At 56.8% G+C, this 15,401-nt stretch carries 19 protein-coding genes and 1 pseudogene; 14 read left to right on the top strand and 6 right to left on the bottom strand.

From position 1 onward, the window contains the following. Positions 1-121: 121 nt before the first annotated feature. Complete coding sequence (gene merR / locus GNZ13_RS07405; RefSeq protein ID WP_456238722.1) at positions 122-538, bottom strand: Hg(II)-responsive transcriptional regulator; 417 nt, start codon at positions 536-538, stop codon at positions 122-124. A gap of 76 nt (positions 539-614) precedes the next feature. On the opposite strand from merR, the gene GNZ13_RS07400 reads away from it, so the two are divergent. The 3 genes from GNZ13_RS07400 to GNZ13_RS52090 are packed head-to-tail and all read left to right on the top strand — an operon-like array spanning position 615 to position 1,474. Then, a complete protein-coding gene (locus tag GNZ13_RS07400; RefSeq protein WP_172161900.1) occupies positions 615-965 on the top strand; it encodes a mercuric transporter MerT family protein in 351 nt (116 codons plus the stop codon). A 9-nt stretch (positions 966-974) separates the two neighbouring features. Continuing rightward, positions 975-1,262 (top strand): mercury resistance system periplasmic binding protein MerP, encoded by a 288-nt coding sequence (merP, locus tag GNZ13_RS07395; protein WP_172161898.1) that lies wholly within the window; start codon positions 975-977, stop codon positions 1,260-1,262. Next, positions 1,262-1,474, top strand: coding sequence for a GDCCVxC domain-containing (seleno)protein (locus GNZ13_RS52090; RefSeq protein WP_236001852.1), 213 nt, complete (start codon positions 1,262-1,264; stop codon positions 1,472-1,474). The genes merP and GNZ13_RS52090 overlap by 1 nt, the downstream gene beginning before the upstream one ends. A gap of 11 nt (positions 1,475-1,485) precedes the next feature. Here GNZ13_RS52090 and GNZ13_RS07390 read toward each other — a convergent pair whose 3' ends face one another. Both GNZ13_RS07390 and GNZ13_RS07385 read right to left on the bottom strand, forming a co-directional pair. Then, positions 1,486-2,139 carry an NrsF family protein gene (locus tag GNZ13_RS07390; protein ID WP_172161896.1) on the bottom strand — a complete coding sequence of 218 codons (654 nt, stop codon included), beginning with the start codon at positions 2,137-2,139 and terminating at the stop codon, positions 1,486-1,488. After that, positions 2,136-2,663 carry a sigma-70 family RNA polymerase sigma factor gene (locus GNZ13_RS07385; RefSeq protein ID WP_172161906.1) on the bottom strand — a complete coding sequence of 176 codons (528 nt, stop codon included), beginning with the start codon at positions 2,661-2,663 and terminating at the stop codon, positions 2,136-2,138. Before GNZ13_RS07385 ends, GNZ13_RS07390 begins: the two co-directional genes overlap by 4 nt. A 265-nt stretch (positions 2,664-2,928) precedes the next feature. On the opposite strand from GNZ13_RS07385, the gene GNZ13_RS07380 reads away from it, so the two are divergent. From GNZ13_RS07380 to GNZ13_RS07360, 5 genes are all read left to right on the top strand, one after another. After that, a complete protein-coding gene (locus GNZ13_RS07380) occupies positions 2,929-3,249 on the top strand; it encodes a BufA1 family periplasmic bufferin-type metallophore (protein WP_172161894.1) in 321 nt (106 codons plus the stop codon). A gap of 16 nt (positions 3,250-3,265) precedes the next feature. After that, positions 3,266-4,156 (top strand): MNIO family bufferin maturase, encoded by an 891-nt coding sequence (gene bufB / locus GNZ13_RS07375; RefSeq protein WP_172161892.1) that lies wholly within the window; start codon positions 3,266-3,268, stop codon positions 4,154-4,156. Beyond that, positions 4,098-4,943: a DNA-binding domain-containing protein gene (locus GNZ13_RS07370; RefSeq protein ID WP_328807195.1), complete on the top strand. Its 846-nt coding sequence runs from the start codon at positions 4,098-4,100 to the stop codon at positions 4,941-4,943. The genes bufB and GNZ13_RS07370 overlap by 59 nt, the downstream gene beginning before the upstream one ends. Next, positions 4,940-5,422, top strand: coding sequence for a DoxX family protein (locus GNZ13_RS07365; RefSeq protein ID WP_172161890.1), 483 nt, complete (start codon positions 4,940-4,942; stop codon positions 5,420-5,422). The genes GNZ13_RS07370 and GNZ13_RS07365 overlap by 4 nt, the downstream gene beginning before the upstream one ends. 212 nt (positions 5,423-5,634) lie before the next feature. Continuing rightward, the gene (locus GNZ13_RS07360) at positions 5,635-5,913 is read left to right on the top strand and encodes a hypothetical protein (protein ID WP_172161888.1); all 279 of its coding nucleotides are present in this window, start codon (positions 5,635-5,637) and stop codon (positions 5,911-5,913) included. 156 nt (positions 5,914-6,069) lie between these two features. On the opposite strand, the gene GNZ13_RS53770 is transcribed toward GNZ13_RS07360, so the two are convergent. Continuing rightward, positions 6,070-6,744, bottom strand: a complete 675-nt coding sequence (locus GNZ13_RS53770; protein ID WP_328807194.1) for an efflux RND transporter permease subunit — start codon at positions 6,742-6,744, stop codon at positions 6,070-6,072. Between the two features lie 547 nt (positions 6,745-7,291). Here GNZ13_RS53770 and GNZ13_RS07350 point away from each other — a divergent pair. The 5 genes and pseudogenes from GNZ13_RS07350 (at position 7,292) to GNZ13_RS07335 (ending at position 11,430) form a co-directional block, all read left to right on the top strand. After that, positions 7,292-8,539, top strand: coding sequence for a nucleotidyltransferase domain-containing protein (locus tag GNZ13_RS07350; RefSeq protein ID WP_172161886.1), 1,248 nt, complete (start codon positions 7,292-7,294; stop codon positions 8,537-8,539). Positions 8,540-8,541: 2 nt separating this feature from the next. Continuing rightward, on the top strand, positions 8,542-8,985 hold the full coding sequence (locus GNZ13_RS07345) for a hypothetical protein (RefSeq protein ID WP_172161884.1): 444 nt from the start codon (positions 8,542-8,544) through the stop codon (positions 8,983-8,985). An 81-nt stretch (positions 8,986-9,066) separates the two neighbouring features. Further along, on the top strand, positions 9,067-9,993 hold the full coding sequence (locus GNZ13_RS07340; RefSeq protein ID WP_172161882.1) for an S-4TM family putative pore-forming effector: 927 nt from the start codon (positions 9,067-9,069) through the stop codon (positions 9,991-9,993). Next, positions 9,990-10,416 (top strand): annotated as a pseudogene (locus tag GNZ13_RS54160) (SMODS domain-containing nucleotidyltransferase); the annotation flags it as partial. The gene GNZ13_RS07340 and the pseudogene GNZ13_RS54160, both read left to right, overlap by 4 nt. A 171-nt stretch (positions 10,417-10,587) precedes the next feature. After that, positions 10,588-11,430: a nucleotide-binding domain-containing protein gene (locus GNZ13_RS07335; RefSeq protein ID WP_407945611.1), complete on the top strand. Its 843-nt coding sequence runs from the start codon at positions 10,588-10,590 to the stop codon at positions 11,428-11,430. 156 nt (positions 11,431-11,586) lie between these two features. Here GNZ13_RS07335 and GNZ13_RS07330 read toward each other — a convergent pair whose 3' ends face one another. Beyond that, positions 11,587-13,152 carry a hypothetical protein gene (locus GNZ13_RS07330; RefSeq protein WP_172161880.1) on the bottom strand — a complete coding sequence of 522 codons (1,566 nt, stop codon included), beginning with the start codon at positions 13,150-13,152 and terminating at the stop codon, positions 11,587-11,589. Positions 13,153-13,476: 324 nt separating this feature from the next. Next, the gene (locus GNZ13_RS07325; RefSeq protein ID WP_172161878.1) at positions 13,477-14,406 is read right to left on the bottom strand and encodes a transposase; all 930 of its coding nucleotides are present in this window, start codon (positions 14,404-14,406) and stop codon (positions 13,477-13,479) included. 235 nt (positions 14,407-14,641) lie between these two features. On the opposite strand from GNZ13_RS07325, the gene GNZ13_RS07320 reads away from it, so the two are divergent. Beyond that, positions 14,642-15,292, top strand: a complete 651-nt coding sequence (locus GNZ13_RS07320) for a hypothetical protein (RefSeq protein ID WP_236001846.1) — start codon at positions 14,642-14,644, stop codon at positions 15,290-15,292. The last annotated feature ends 109 nt before the right edge of the window (positions 15,293-15,401 follow it).

Below are 15,401 nucleotides of genomic sequence, written 5' to 3'. Positions count from 1 at the left end.
GTCTGACGATCAACGGGCACGAAGCGACTCATCTATGGGCTCTCTCAGTGAACTGGCTGATTCATTAACGCCCAACGTGCCCGCCCGGATGACCAACCTCGGCGCAAACTCCGACAACCTCCTAGAATCTGGCCGGCCTCGTGACAGGCTCATCGCCGTTCATGAGCGTGTCGATGAGTGGGCACGAAACCTTGCCTTTCGACGTCGAACAGCGCTGTACCAGTGTCGCCAACGCGGCTTCCAGCATGGACAAATCCTGAATGCGCTGGCGCACATCGACAAGCTTGTGTTCGGCGATAGCGCGCGCGGCGTTGCACGCCTGACCATCGTGCAGGGACAGCAGGGCCTCCACCTCATCGAGCGAAAAGCCAAGCGACTGGGACCGCTTGATAAAGCGAAGCCTGGTCAGTACGGCTGTCGGGTATCGGCGGATGCCGCCTACTGGGCGGGGTGGCGCCGGCAGTAACCCGCGACGATGGTAGTACCTCACCGTTTCGACGTTGACCTCTGCCGCTTCAGCCAGTTGTCCGATGGTCATTTCCCGCATGGTGCGCTTGACTCCGTACTTAGGTACGCACCTAGACTAGGCTCAACCAGTCTGAAAAGGAAGTGCCATGCGACCTCGCTGGGCCACCACCGGCTCCCTGCTCGCCGGAGCCGCTGCGGCATTCGGGGCATCCGCCTGTTGCGCCGGCCCCTTGCTCCTTGTCGTGCTGGGAGTCGGGGGCGCATGGGGCTCGCGCCTGACCGCGTTGCAGCCGTTCCAACCCCTGTTTGTTGCCATATCCGTCGCCTTTTTCGCGGTCGCTTTTCGCAGGCTCTACGCCAGGTCCGAAGAATGTGCGGTGGGCAAAGCCTGCGCGGTGCCTTCGGCGCGACATCGGCAGCGCATCATTTTCTGGGTTGTGATGCCGGCCGCGCTCGCGCTGATGTCGTTCCCCCTGTATGCGCCGCTCTTCTATTGAGTACCTGCCATGAAGAAACTGATTGCTGTGCTCGTCGCGACGGCGCTGAGCGCATCCACGGCCCTCGCCGAGGGGCTTCGCACGGTCACCCTCGACGTCGCGAACATGGATTGCGCTGTGTGTCCGATTACGGTTCGCAAGGCACTTGAGAAAGTGCCCGGCGTGACCTCGGCGAAGGTCGACTTCGCAAGCAAACGCGCGGAGGTGGTATTTGACCCGAAGAAGGCATCGGTCGACGCGTTGACGAACGCCACGACCGATGCTGGCTATCCGTCTCACGTAATGCAGGTGCAGTGATGGCTGCGGTCGTGCTGGATTCGAGCATCACGTGTCCGGCGTGCGGGCACAGGAAAGACGAGACGATGCCCACCGACGCCTGTGTGTGGTTTTACGAATGCGAGTATTGCAAGGCAGTGGTCAGGCCGAAACCCGGGGATTGCTGTGTGTATTGCTCGTATGGCACCAACAGGTGCCCGCCTATGCAGCAGTCTGGCTCCTGCTGCGCCTGACCATGTTCACGCTAACGCTGCGTTACCCAGCTCAAAAGTCGCTCGCCATACCAGCCGCTCAACGACAGATAAAGCGCGGCGACACCGAGGTTCCACAGCAATATCATTGCGGTGGCGTCGAGCGGATGGAAAATTGACAGCGCTACCGCAGTTATTGCGGCGACTGCAAGACTTCCTGTCATCGCAACCGGGCCCGGCGACAGTCGGGCAACGTGGCGCAGCATAATCAGTATCACGAGCGATAGCGGCATGCCGACCAATACCAACGTGGCAAAGCATCTGGCCGTTTCGCCAAGAGACATGCCTTCCGGTCCAATCGTGACCCAATGGGTCAGGCAACCATATCCAAGGGTTGCTACCCAAACGAGAGACGCCGGTGCCGGCAACAGAAGCCATTGGCGCGACATGCCTGGCACGCTGGCAAGGAAAGCACCCATGGCGGCCAGAATACCCGTTGCCATCGCCGCAGCTACGCTGACGACAAATTGAGGTTGATCGAGTTTGACCGCGAGGTCAGCGCGCACCCCATGCGCAATACCGACGATGAACATGACGAGTGCTGCAAACAACAACCAGCACGAAGCTCGCGCTGCAGGATGCTTCAGACGCCGGACCGGTTTTGCGTCAGCGACCAGCAGGTCAATCAGGTCTGAGGTCCGGGTCATGTTTTGCTACCTCGCTGCCGGAACATTTCCCGTAGTCGTTTCATTGCCCGGTGAGTGGCCACTTTCAACGCAGCAACTGACATTCCGCTTGCGGCAGCGGCTTCCTGCAGGGACATTTCTTCCAGCTTGAGCATGCGCATCGCGTTGCGCTGTCCGACAGGCAATTGGTCGATAGCTGTCCTGACCACGTGGGCATCCGCGGCCTCTTCCTGTAGGTTCGCTTCATCAGCAGAAAAAGTTTCCAGTTCATTTTCCACTGACGATTCATGTGAGCAAACGCGTCCACGCCGGCGCAGACCATCGACGATGCGTCTGTTTGCGATAGCGACCAGCCACGGCCCGAATGGGCGGGACGGGTCATACGTGTTGCGCACTGAGTGTACGGTCAGCAATACGTCCTGCACCGTGTCTTCGATGTCGTCGGCATTCCGGATGTGCCGAGCCGCGAGCGCCCGAAGATAGGGGGTTATGTCCTGGAGCAGCCGGCGATAGGCATCCAGGTCGCCCATTTGCGCGCTGGCCATGGTGATGGACCAGTCGAGTTTGCCGTCGGCGCGGCTGGCAGCGCGTACTTCCTGACCGCCGGGCGTCAACGACGCCAGGCCCTCTTTGTCGGAACCTGGAGCGGGAGTGGGCGGGTGTGAATGCCGGAGCATGCGGAAATTTTGCGGCGTGGACGACTGTTTGTCACGCAGAAAAAGTTTGCTCGGGCCGTAACCTTTTGGTACTGCTGGCCGAACTTCCCTACACGGCCGGAATCCCGGGCCGCCACCCTCAGGAGGAAGCGTGATGAACAAACATGTTTTGGCCGCGTCGACCTTATCGTCGGCAATCGGCCTGGCACTTGCCATGCAGGTCGTACCGGTTCAGGCCCAGACCATGAAGGACATGAGCGGAATGCCGCAAATTGTGAAGGACAACATGGCCCGGATGGAAGCGAACAAACTGGAGAAGTGCTACGGCATCAATGCCGTATCGAAAAATGACTGCGCAGAGGGAGCGCACTCCTGCGCAGGGCAATCTACCCAGGCACGCGATGCCAAGTCATTCGTGCTGCTTCCAGCCGGAGATTGCAGCAAAATCCAGGGCGGCAAGCTGAAGCCTGCTTGAGCAAACGGGGGCGTTCATGGATGCCGTTTCTGCTGCGTCGCAATGCGCGCATGGCCTGATTCCGGCATGCGCCGGGGTTGGGCTGCGCTTTCGACACCATCAGGAGGTTGTCGAGGGGTGTCCGCGAGCCGCCTGGTTCGAGGTCCATACTGAGAACTATATGGGCGGAGGCAGCGCGCCAGGTTACCTGGACGCCATACGCCGGGATTATCCAATCTCGCTGCATGGCGTGGGACTTTCTTTGGGCAGCGCCGAAGGGATGGATGTCCGGCATCTGGAGCGTGTGCGCGACGTCATCAAGCGTATTGCGCCCGGGCTGGTCTCAGAACACCTGTCATGGAGCATCAACGGTGGCATCTATCTCGCCGACCTCTTGCCACTGCCGATGACGGAAGAAGCGTTGAGCATTGTCTGCATGCACGTCGACCAGGCCCAAGCCTACCTGCAGCGGCGGATTTCATTAGAAAACCCATCGACCTATCTGCGGTTCCGCCACTCAACCATCCCCGAATGGGAATTCCTTGCGGAGGTTGCGCGCCGCACGGGGTGCGGCATCCTCTGCGACGTCAACAATATCTACGTCAGTGCCAGCAATCACGGTTGGAATGCGCTGGCCTATCTTGATGCTCTGCCGCCGGAGTCAGTTACCGAGGTCCACCTGGCCGGGCACAGCATCCGACAGCTTGACCAGGGCCAGATAATTCGCATTGACGACCACGGCTCGCGCGTCGCGCCTCCCGTGTGGGACCTGTTCGAGCAGGCACTCAAGCGTTTTGGACCGATTCCCACGCTAATCGAATGGGACGCTGATGTGCCGGCCCTTGAGGTTCTGATGGAAGAGGCCGCAATTGCTGACGCCGCTATTGAGAGGCAGCGAAATGACAATCTGTGCACCCACGCTGCTTGAGCTGCAATGTGCAGTCAGCCGGGACTTGCTTGGGTTTGCCGATGGTGACACATCCGAGTATGTGGTACCGGACGGCCTGGCTCCGCAGGCGCGGCTCGCCATCTATCGAAATACGGCGAACAGTACGCTGCTTACAGCGCTAAGGCTGACTTATCCGGCCGTGCAAGCTCTGGTTGGGTCCGAATTCTTCGAAGGCGCGGCTCGACTTTTTATTGAGCAACACCCGCCGTCGAGCGCGCAACTAGACAGCTACGGCGCCATTTTCCCGAATTTCCTGGCACAGATGCCGGAAGCGGCGTCTCTTATCTATCTGCCAGATACGGCACGACTCGAATGGGCGGTGAATGAGGCGCTGCACGCGCCAGACGCAAAGCCGCTTGACTTGCGGCGCCTTGAGCAATTCGACGCAGCCGACATGCACGCCGTAAGGTTTTTGCCGAGCCCTGCCGCCCGTGTGCTTGAGTCGTCCTTTCCTGTCGATGCCATCTGGCACGCGGTGTTGTCCCGGGACGATAACGCTTTGGCAAATATCAATCTGACCGCTGACCCGGTCTGTTTGTATATCCACCGAGGGCCTTCGGGTGTGGAGGTGATCCGCATGGCAGTGGGGCAATGCCGGTTCACGGCTGCCTTGATTGCGGGGCGCTCCTTGCATGATGCCCTTGTCGACGTGCCGGACGCGGAGGCATCCGTCTGGCTCGCACACCTTCTTGCATCAGCATGCTTTGTCGACATCAGCCTATCAAATGAGGCATCCAGCCAAACAATTGGGAGGCAAGTCACATGATGCCGGAATCTCAATCCGCTCATCGCAGTTCAATACTGATTGACCGCGTACTACGCGCCATTGGGTGGTTGGAACGAGTGCCGCATACGGTTCTCGCGCTTCCACTGAGGCTTGCTGTTGCAACGGTCTTCTGGAACTCGGCGATGACCAAACTGGCCGACTGGAATGCCGCGCTCGAGTTATTCAGGGAAGACTATCGACTACCGTTGCTTCCTCCCGAGTTTGCAGCCTACCTGGCGGTGTCAATCGAACTAACGACACCTGTTCTACTCGTGCTCGGCCTGGCGACGCGACCCGTAGCGGTGGTCCTGCTCGGCATGACAACCGTCATTGAGGTGTTCGTGTATCCGCAGGCATGGCCCACGCACATTCAATGGGCTGCGATGCTGCTGGTCCTGCTGTGCCGGGGTGCCGGCAAATGGTCATTGGACTACTTGTTATACAGACGCATCAGTGGCTCCCCGGCGTCGAGGGTGTAATTTGAGGGTGGAAGAAAATGACCGACCACCGGTTCCACCCGGTAGGGCGAGGCCGGCCCGCTGTTTGGCACGGCCCCGTAGCTAAGGCGCATCACGTATTACAAACGGTTACAGGAGAGACTCCTCAGTTTCACCGGGCACTTTTCCCGTCGCGTACGATGGTGTATCGGACCGCCTGCAGGCGGTCCGCCTAACTTGAACGGAAGAGCATCATGAAGCGCGCGATAGTTTTATCCGCTTTGGGAATTTGTGGTGCCTGCGCATCGGGGCTGGCGTCGGCGCATGCAGACGTCAACGTCTTTCTCGGCGTGCCTGGTCCGGTATATGTAGCGCCACCTCCCGTGATCTATCAACCGCCTCCAGTGGTCTATGCGCCGGCGCCTGTCTATGGCTACGGATATCAGGACGAATACCGTGATGAACGTCGTTGGCATGACAACGGCAAACATAAGGGCTGGTACAAGCATCACGGAGACGATGACGAACAATGAATCGTTGCGTACTCGCTATCTGATTCAGCAAACAAAAACCCGCACCCGCGTAAAAGGTTGCCGCAGCGCCCATGCTGTCCAAAAGTTCGCCCGCGACGACGCTTGCTTTATGAAGTCGTGCCAACGGCTGGGCGATATCCCATGTCTGAGACGAAGCTAGGTTGCCTTCTGACCTCCGCCTGAGAACGCCAGTGGCATTTGTAGCAACAGCAGACCCGGCACGAGCAGACCATCGAACTGCAACGTAAGGATGCCCAACATCAGTGCCAGTGCGACCACCGCTGCGACGCCTACGTTAAGCGCGGCACCTTCGAGTTGCGGATACAAGCCGCCAAACTTCACTTCGTAGCCGACTGGTAGGGGAAGCGTCGCGAGTGCCTTTTTTGAGGCTGAAATCACGTGTCCGAGTGTGGCGGTGGGCGTCGCAAGAATTTCAATTGTTCGTAGTCCGTTCAAATGCCGGATGACGTTGGGCCCAGTCACCATGCGGACGTCGACCACGTCGCTCAATGCAACCCAACCGCTGGCCATGACGGGAATCTGATTGAGCTGTTCGACAGTCAATCGTGTCGGGTCGGTGAGTCTCACAAACACGTCAAGGTGACCGCTGCCTTCTGGGTCTTTCCATCGTCTCGAAGATTGCTCGTCGGACCGGCGGGAGGCTCGTGCTCGAATATACCGACGGTGGTTTCCGTGCGCGCTATTTTCAACCGTTACGACGGAACGGTTGATGGCTTGAGGAATCGGTCCGGTTCTGGTGGCTCGTAAATCAAACCTGTCCTGACGGTTGACGCTAAATATTTGATTAATAGTGGTTTGTAGGAAATTCACTCAGCGGCATCGATAAATAGTTCTGGCCTGTCCGATCGCAACGCCGCTGCGCGATTGGTAAATCAAATCTGTCCTAGCCCGCTGCGCTAACCGAGTCGGGTCCGTTCCCAGCAAGGAGTGTGGTGCCGCGCTTGCCTTCGGCCCATCACAAAAACTCAACTTCGTCGCTCATGGCTCGTGTTGCTTGCTGGCCGAGAAAACGCGGACGCATAGTCCGCGAACACCTTTTTCACGTCTTCCCAGTCGGCCTGAACGCCGCCCTATCGCACTGAGGTGGCCTTTACGCGCGGCTCGAGAACCGTCGTATCACGTCCGCCCGCAAGGCGATCGCCAGCGAGACCACCGCGACTATTCATCAGCAAGGTCTCGGGCATTTTCGGTCAGAGTGACTTCCCCAGTCGCATCGAAAAGTCAAGCAGCAAAAATTTCCAGATGTGTCCGAACTACACTATACTTAGGCGTAATTTGAAAATCAGCCCTAGATATTGATGCTATCGAAAAGTATATTTCGATAGTTTGTTTGCGGCGGCGTTCAGGAGTTGCCAAGATGAAAAGAGATATTTCGTTGAAGGAGCGCCGTAAGAGCGTATCGCTCGCTACGTCCGACAACTTTTTCTTTCTGCTGGACGCGATCGCTGAGCAGCAGGTGCCGACGCTAACTCAGCTTGGCGATATCGAGTCGTCGTACCAGAGCATCGCGGAATTCCTTTCAGCCCGGCAGGAATTTGAGAGTTTGATCACGCAAATCCATCCGCACGGCTCGCGCGAATTCGGGACCATGGTTCGACCTTGGGGCCAGTCGCGTGAAGGTTTCGACATTGATGTGATTGCGAGGTTGGACAAAAGCGCGTTGGAACGTTACGGCGACGCGCGCGGCCCCGCTCGACTGCTTGCGCACTTTCATGCCGCCTTCGACGACTATGCAAATGCACACGGGCTCGAGGTAAAAAAGTGGAATCGATGCGTCACACTCATCTACTCCGGCGGTATGTGTGCTGACATCGCTCCGGTAATCGACAGTCCGCTTTTGTCCTCGCCGTACGGCGACACGCACGGCATGATTCCCGACCGCGGGGTTGCCCACTATAGGTCCACGAATCCACTTGGCTACGCCAAGTTCTTCCGGGAGACGGCATCTATCGCGGCAACTTTCCATTCTATGGAAGTTTATGCGGCAGATTCTGTGCACAAGGCCGACATCGTACCGCTGCGCAATCCAGACGAAGTGTTTGCTCCTTTGCTGTGCCGTATCGTGCAAGTCCTGAAGTTGCACCGGAACGTGCGCTTTGGGCCGCAGGACGGGGAGCAGGATCTCAAGCCATCATCGGCGTTCATCACGACCCTGGCGGCACATGCTTATGCGCAGCACGCGCCGGAGGTGCACGTTAGTCCGCTGGACCTTCTTTTTGACATCGTCGCGACGATGCCGTCGAAGTTTTGGTCGGAAGAGACGGCTACTGGCGCAACGTGGTTTCTGCTTAACCCGGCAGCGCCAGCCAGTAACCTCGCAGAGGATATGAACGATCCGGCGCGTCAAGCGGCCTTCTACGCCTGGGTCGAAAAATTCACTGAAGATCTTGACGAGATACTGCAAGCGGTTGAACAACGTGCAGGCATAGAAGTGGTGATTCAGCGCGTAGAAGCAGCCTTTGGTAGCAAGTCCGCCGATGCCGCGCGCAACGCACTATTGAAGCGTCAGGAGGCAGCGCGTAACGCAGGGCGAGCCAGCTTTTTCACCTCGACGGTCGCTCCACTCACCGTCAAGTCGCGCCCGCATAATTTTTACGGTAAGTGATCGTGCGCAGTTTTGAGCCGCAGCGTTCGCTTGAGCAACAGGCGCTCGAACTCGAGCGCCTGAACCTTCCCGGAGCGAAGTTGGCGCGTGTTCAGGGTAAGGAAATTCGATACTGCTTCGAGATCTCACCGTCCGAGTATTCGCCGCTTTACCGGTGTCTGCTCGTCGTGCCGAGAACCACTTCGCCACAGATGTACGTCATCAAGCCCGACCTTGTCGTCAAGGCAGGGAGCAAACGTCCACCGCATATTTACGGTCACTCGGATGGCAAGACGCAGCTGTGCCTTTGGTGGCCCAAAAAGCGCGAGTGGACGCGCGGCGTGAAGTTTATCGAGAGCTATATAGCGTGGACCGCCGAGTGGCTTTGGCACTACGAATATTGGCTCTCCTCGGGGAAATGGGAGGGAGGCGGTGCTCATCCTCCTGAGCGGAAAGAGAAAGGCTAGCGCTGTAGGGCATGTGACGGCAGCGGCGTTTACAGAATGGATGTTGGAGCTGGCAATAACCAGGATGAGAAGGTCTCGAAAATGAATGAAATAGACAAGCAGCAGGTGAGTGCCCGCATGCTCAACCTGCTGCGAGCCCGGACGCTCATTTATCGCCGCGCTAAAAACTATCAGGCAGTGGGTTTGGTGATCTCGTTGGGATTGCCTCTGATCGGTTTGGTCGTTTCTGCATATTTTGCTCAATGCAAGCCGTTCATTGCGCTGTTTGCCCTTTCCTTTAGCTACCTGGAGGTTTTGTTTTTTGACCCGTGGCTTAAGGCGCAGTTGAAGACCGCGGCAAAGCTGCAGGAAGATTTCGATTGCACTGTCTTGCAAATGGATTGGAACAGCTTCGTGGCCGGCAGCAAGGTGGATCCGGAGCAGGTCTTCGAAGATGCTCAGAGCCTGAGTGAGAAGGACGAAAAGCGTTTGATCGACTGGTATCCGCTAGTCGTCCTGGAACTCCCACTGTATCTGGCAAGACTTGTTTGCCAGCGCACCAATATCTGGTACGACAGTAAATTAAGAAAGCGCTATCAGCGCGTTCTGCTGAGTGGTGCGGTTTGCCTTGGGATCGTCGTGGGTCTGATTTCTTTGCGTATCGATCCTACGTTGACGTCATTCGTTCTCACAACGCTCGCGCCCATTACACCCGTCGTGATCTGGGCGCTTCGCGAACGTAACCGGCAAGCATCCACCTGCGAACTGTTGGATCGGTTGAATGAAGACATTAAAAAGCTGTTAACGCAGTCAAGTAGCGGAGCAACCGAAGAATATCTGAGCATACGGTCTCGCGAGCTGCAGGATGCAATATACAACCATCGTGTTTCTAGCCCGCTTATCTTTGACTGGGTCTATAACAAAATGCGGCGTGGGATGGAGGAGCGAATGAACGCGGGCGCGGAGGAACTCGTCAATGGTCTCCGTCCAGTGGCGGCAAAAGTCGCGGCGGCGGGGAAGCAGCAATGAAACTCATCCAAGACTTCAACACCCTGCTTGCTGACACTGTGAACCTGAACAGCACCCGGTTCGGTTTGCTTGAAAGCAGCATTGAGGCCATCGAGAGTGCCGTGAGGGGGCTGGACTGGAAGCCAGCCATCGTCGGGTTTGCGGCACAGGGATCATGGGCGCACAAGACGATCATCAAGCCATTGCCTGGCTCCTTTCGATGCGGATCTGCTGGTCTACGTGAAGCCGGTGGCGGGTTGGGAAGCAAAGGACTACGTGAATGAGCTCTACGCTGAACTGTCCAAGCTTCCGTTGTACAAAGACAAGATTCGAAGGTACTCGCATTGCGTCACCATTGAGTACGCAGGCGAACGCAAGATCGACATAGCCCCTTGCGTCAAGGAGCGCGTGCAGGCAGGAGTCTGGGAGGTGTGCAATCGAGACGCCAATTCTTTCGAGCGTTCCAACCCGCTTGATTATACGAACTGGCTGATAGAGCAGAACACTATCTGCGGAAATAATAACTTCCGCAAGGTAACACGCCTGATCAAGTATCTTCGCGATATCAAGACGAACTTCACCTGTCCGTCATTTCTTCTGACAACGCTGCTTGGAATGCAGGTGCGATCGACGGATAAAGGCTCATCTGCATTTGTTGATGTTCCTACTGCGCTCAAGACGCTTTTTGATCGACTTGACGACTGGCTGCAGGCGAATCCTAATAAGCCCACCATACGCAACCCGGTGCTCTTCGAGGAGGTTCAAAGCGCAGCGTGGGATGACACTAAGTATGCCAATTTCCGCGCGAAGATGAATCTTTACCGCGGCTGGATCGATGACGCCTATGATGAGCTAGACAAGGAAGAGAGCATCGGAAAGTGGCAGCGTGTATTTGGTGAAGACTTTGCTGCTCGTGAGGCCGCGGGAAAAGCCAGCAAAGTCAGTGAGGCGGCCCTTGCCGTCGTCAGGGCGAACCAGGGCTCGGCCGGCGTTGGTGACCTGGTTGCTCTCGTTAGAAAACTCGGGCGCACAGCACTTCCGTACGGTTTTGACCGTTTGCCGCACATGCGACGGCCTCGATGGAGAGTAGCGACGGGTGGTCAACTCTCTGTGAATGTCGACAGTCAACTGTGGTCCGCTCGGCACGGACAGCAGATCCGCTCTATTCAAAGTCTGACGCCCGCTCAGCCTGGATACTGGGTTCGCTTCAACGCACGAAACAATCTCGGTTTCCCCTTTCCTGACAGCTACAAGGTCGAATGGCGCGTGACCAACACCGATGAGGCGGCCACGCGTGCGAATGCATTGCGGGGAGACTACTATCGTTCGGATGAGCCATTTGTGCGATGGGAGCGGTTATCGTACCGGGGCGTTCACATGGTAGAAGCGTTTCTGATTCGGAAGGCTGACGATACGCTTGTCGGAAGGAGCGACCCGTTCTACGTCGTGATTGAGTAATTTCTGACACTACCACTACACTTGCGGCGGCCGGGGGCCAATTTTCCACTGTGACGACCACGAATTCGTAGCCGTTCGCGCGGATCTTAAACTTACGCGAGCATCAAGCCGCAACTCGTCTGAAGAGTCACTCGCGAAACAGCCGATGGATACAGTTCAACGTGTGCCAGGATTTTCCGCGAGGTACGCTTCCGAAAGCGATTTGTCCAGCGGTGTTGAAAAGTCCACGAAATTATCAAAGAAGGCCGGTACCGGCCGACTTGCGTTCGCAAGGTTTGTAGTGGAATCCTCGTCCAGCAGAACATCGGAACCTGGATGCTCGTGCTTTGACATAGCATGACGAAACCCCCGGGTCGCGACTTGGCGGTTGAGTTCGCGGAGGTCGGCGAAGTGGTTGAACTGATGAAAGGCAAGGATGCACTGATTCTCAAACACATGCAGCACGGGGATTGAACGCCGGAATCGGAAAAGGTCTGGCCACAATTTGTCGAAATTACATACAAACGCGCACCCGATCGACAAGGACAACTTTCTGTCGTTCGGCACGGCGAAACAGTGAACGCCACTTTGTGTAGCCAGTGCGTTCTTCGCCCCAAGCCATTGTTCTGGCAACCTGACGACAAGACAATATCTCTCGTCGGTCAAATGACGAAGGCTGTGCGGCAGCGCATCGATGTCGATGAGATAGAAATTTGTATTGCTGTTCTGGTCGGCGCGGATAGACTCGACGACGGCATTTGGTTCATTGCTGTAAGCTAGCTCGGAGGCTAGTTCGTCCCCTGCCGTCGCGCGTCTTTTAAGCATCTTCCAGATTCGTGTGGCACAAGCGACCGCCTCTGACTCCTGAATTCCACCGGCTCGTACATTGACCCCGATGAGCCGGAGCGCTTCAGGTTCGTCGTTCATGCCAAGGAGAAGCGCGCGCACGGGAGCAGTGAGGCCGCGCCAAAACCGTTCGGCAACTCGCATCTGCAATACATATGCGCCGATACTGTCAAAATACAGGCCGCTCGACTTATTTGCCAATATTTGTGCGGCGACCTCTGGCAAGTCAACCGTGAGCCATTCGCCTAAGGCAAAGTTGTAAACCTTGTTCCAGAACGCGTGATAACCGCTGCTATCGCATGCAAGCAATTGTTGTCTCGCGTGCGTAAGGGCGGTAGACAGGACCGGCGTTAGTCGAGTGTCAATCGCGTCTGACGTTTCAAGGTCAGCTTTTAGCACTCGAGGCAAATGGGTGCCGGGCGCAAACTTGGCGAGGACGTCCACCCATCGCATCGGCGGTTCCCATGGTGTCTGCTCGTCTTGATGACGCAAGGTCCAGTCATGCATAACAAGCTTGATACTTTTGCTCGCTGTGTTGTCGTCACATTTCCAGATGCCTCGGGCAAGTGCGCGTGCCACGGCGTGTAACGTCAAGAAATCGTCATCTATTTCATCGGTAGGGGAATTTTCGTAAAAATCACGATGACGCATTTCCTCAGCAGTTTCGCGTAGAGAATTATAGTGATGAAGGAGTCGAATCAACTCGCCTATTTTTCCAACTTCGTGCAAGGGCTTCATTAAGGACGGTTTTATTTGTTCAAGCATCCAGACGCTGACCTCGGGGGCGAGAAATGCGTTTCCATGGCCTGCATAGCTGTCCATTCGGGCAAGCAAGCGCACGGCGTAGTAAAGCGCCTTTTCGACGGGACTAAGTTGGATGCGGGAGGCATTGGACATGTTCGGTTTTATTCTTCGGTGATGATAGTTTGTGAACACTGCGATGCAGCGATGTGACGCATACCTTCAAATCTCTTGAGGCATCTAACCGATGATTCGAGAGAGTGATCAGAGTAGATAGCGCAAGGCTGCGATTCCATTGTTCAAGGCGTGCTCGTCCATTCTACGGCTGCAACATCGGATGACGCGCTGCTACTGAGGGCAGCGTGTGTGAGTTTTCCTCGATGCGACAGGTTGAAGCGCAACAGTGCTAGCGCCTTCCTACGGTTATAGGCATCGGGTTTAAATATCAGCGGCTGATTTGGTGATTTCGTTTGATCGAGTCTATTTTCTGAGACCACGAAGAATTCTCTCAACCTCATCCCATCGGTTAAATCTTCGGCAGTCTCGATAGAAGGAGCTAACTCTCGCGGTCGTGCCAAGGCGTGCGTTCATCGCTTTCCAACCGATGCCGGTGCCGAGCTTGAAGAGTACAGCGCTGATTAGCGTACGAGCTTGTTCGCCCGAATTCCGCCTGAAGCCATGAGGAAAGAGGTGTTCGATACTATTCCATTCGTCATCGGACAGCGCCCAGCCGTCCGGTCCCTGTTTAAGATCAGACCTTATCAAAGGTGAATACGGCGCAGTGTCCTTACGCTCCAAACCGAAGTCGAATTGACGCGGCTGTTCCCCGGCCCAGGCGAACGGGGTTTCCATCGATTCAAAGGACAGGATTGTTAAGTTCGAAACCAACAAGGTGTCCCCCACACGTAAACCTTTCGTGGCGATAGAGGCTTGGATTTTTGGCATCGTCACGTGGATTCTCCCCTGAACCGCGCTTTGGTAAACAGAATCCCACGCTTCGCGCGCCGAGGGGAAGCAATAGAGCCATCTGTACCCGATGGACGCTCGTTTCGATTGGGGGTTCTTGTTGTACTTCCGACTCTTCCGTACCAGGTGTGCAGTCATGGTGCCCGCTGCCGGCACCGGGGCAAGCATCAGGTCGAGTGCGGATCGCCGGTAGAGATTTTCGAAGGCGGTTGCATGTGGCCGAAAAAGCGCTTTCATCACGAGAATTGCTGGCACCAGAAAACGAAGACCTCCGTAGGTGAACGCGTAGATTGTGTGACCTCCGGCAATGCCAGTGTCAAGCCCAGCAAGTTGAAGATATTCGGCGGCGTTGACAATATCCCAGTCGTGAAACCTGGTTACAGCTTGTCCTTTCGTTCGAGTTGGAACGGGTACCTTATGTGACCAAATGGTTTGCATATCCATCCACTCAATTGCGCCATCTTCCGATACGAGCCGACCCTGCAGGCGACCGTGAATCCGCTCAACTGACTGCAAGCACATATTTTCTCTCCAAGGACTTGTTGGAGCGTGTAGCGAGCGGCATTACTTAGGGGAAAATTCTGAATTTTCAGAAGGTCGTAGACAGCGTCAAGCAGCACGGCCGGTCACCCGCCGGATTGTCCGGCGGGAGCAACACGAGGTGACGAGGCAAATCAGCATGACGACACGCAAGGAGTTGGTCGCAGCATTGCAATTGCGGTATAGCAGCGCGGCGTTTGGTGACCGGATCAGGATTCTCGACGAGTTCGTGGCTCTGACCGGGTATCACCGCAAGCACGCCATCCGGCTGCTGCGGGAGCAGCCCGGCGGCGCGGCAAAGGGGACACGCGAGCGCAACCGGCTGTACGACGAGGCGGTACGCCAGGCGCTGACGGTGTTGTGGGAAGCGGCCGACCGGGTCTGCGGCAAGCGCCTGAAGGCGTTGATCCCGAAGCTGGTTGATGCCATGGAGCGGCACGGCCATCTCGACCTGGATCCGGTCATCAAGGCCAAACTCCTTGAGGTCAGCGCGGCGACCATCGATCGCATGCTGGCCAATGCACGTTTGCAGATCGACGGGCAGCGCAAACGCCGCAAGGGGATGGGCTCGGCCATCCGGCGCAGCATCCCGGTGCGTACCTTCGCCGACTGGCGCGATCCGCCGCCAGGCTTCTTCGAGATCGACATGGTCGAACACTGCGGCGGTCCGAAGACCGACGGTGACTTCGTCCACACGCTGACGCTGACTGATATCGCCAGCGGCTGGACAGAATGCGTGGCCATGCGGGTACGCAAGCCGACTGGCCTAGGACCAATACTGTTCACTTGATAACCACTTTGGGCGCTATTCGCTGATTCAGCGGCTCCCATCGTCGCCGGATCCGGAAATTCGACATCTTTCGCTTCACGCCGCGGGGATTGCGCTTGCCGCGGCTTTG

Origin of the sequence: Paraburkholderia elongata, assembly GCF_013177735.1 — a bacterium.
Classification (GTDB): Bacteria; Pseudomonadota; Gammaproteobacteria; order Burkholderiales; family Burkholderiaceae; genus Paraburkholderia; species Paraburkholderia elongata.
The sequence above is the reverse complement of the archived record's forward strand: the minus strand, read 5'-3'. Positions and strand labels throughout refer to the sequence as shown.

What these genes read in the sequence shown, in the direction of transcription:
- merR (WP_456238722.1), bottom strand. Translation starts at nt 538, where the DNA reads ATGACCATCGGACAACTGGCTGAAGCGGCAGAGGTCAACGTCGAAACG.
- GNZ13_RS07400 (WP_172161900.1), top strand. Translation starts at nt 615, where the DNA reads ATGCGACCTCGCTGGGCCACCACCGGCTCCCTGCTCGCCGGAGCCGCT.
- merP (WP_172161898.1), top strand. Translation starts at nt 975, where the DNA reads ATGAAGAAACTGATTGCTGTGCTCGTCGCGACGGCGCTGAGCGCATCC.
- GNZ13_RS52090 (WP_236001852.1), top strand. Translation starts at nt 1,262, where the DNA reads ATGGCTGCGGTCGTGCTGGATTCGAGCATCACGTGTCCGGCGTGCGGG.
- GNZ13_RS07390 (WP_172161896.1), bottom strand. Translation starts at nt 2,139, where the DNA reads ATGACCCGGACCTCAGACCTGATTGACCTGCTGGTCGCTGACGCAAAA.
- GNZ13_RS07385 (WP_172161906.1), bottom strand. Translation starts at nt 2,663, where the DNA reads ATGGCCAGCGCGCAAATGGGCGACCTGGATGCCTATCGCCGGCTGCTC.
- GNZ13_RS07380 (WP_172161894.1), top strand. Translation starts at nt 2,929, where the DNA reads ATGAACAAACATGTTTTGGCCGCGTCGACCTTATCGTCGGCAATCGGC.
- bufB (WP_172161892.1), top strand. Translation starts at nt 3,266, where the DNA reads ATGGATGCCGTTTCTGCTGCGTCGCAATGCGCGCATGGCCTGATTCCG.
- GNZ13_RS07365 (WP_172161890.1), top strand. Translation starts at nt 4,940, where the DNA reads ATGATGCCGGAATCTCAATCCGCTCATCGCAGTTCAATACTGATTGAC.
- GNZ13_RS07360 (WP_172161888.1), top strand. Translation starts at nt 5,635, where the DNA reads ATGAAGCGCGCGATAGTTTTATCCGCTTTGGGAATTTGTGGTGCCTGC.
- GNZ13_RS07350 (WP_172161886.1), top strand. Translation starts at nt 7,292, where the DNA reads ATGAAAAGAGATATTTCGTTGAAGGAGCGCCGTAAGAGCGTATCGCTC.
- GNZ13_RS07340 (WP_172161882.1), top strand. Translation starts at nt 9,067, where the DNA reads ATGAATGAAATAGACAAGCAGCAGGTGAGTGCCCGCATGCTCAACCTG.
- GNZ13_RS07335 (WP_407945611.1), top strand. Translation starts at nt 10,588, where the DNA reads ATGCAGGTGCGATCGACGGATAAAGGCTCATCTGCATTTGTTGATGTT.
- GNZ13_RS07330 (WP_172161880.1), bottom strand. Translation starts at nt 13,152, where the DNA reads ATGTCCAATGCCTCCCGCATCCAACTTAGTCCCGTCGAAAAGGCGCTT.
- GNZ13_RS07325 (WP_172161878.1), bottom strand. Translation starts at nt 14,406, where the DNA reads ATGGATATGCAAACCATTTGGTCACATAAGGTACCCGTTCCAACTCGA.
- GNZ13_RS07320 (WP_236001846.1), top strand. Translation starts at nt 14,642, where the DNA reads ATGACGACACGCAAGGAGTTGGTCGCAGCATTGCAATTGCGGTATAGC.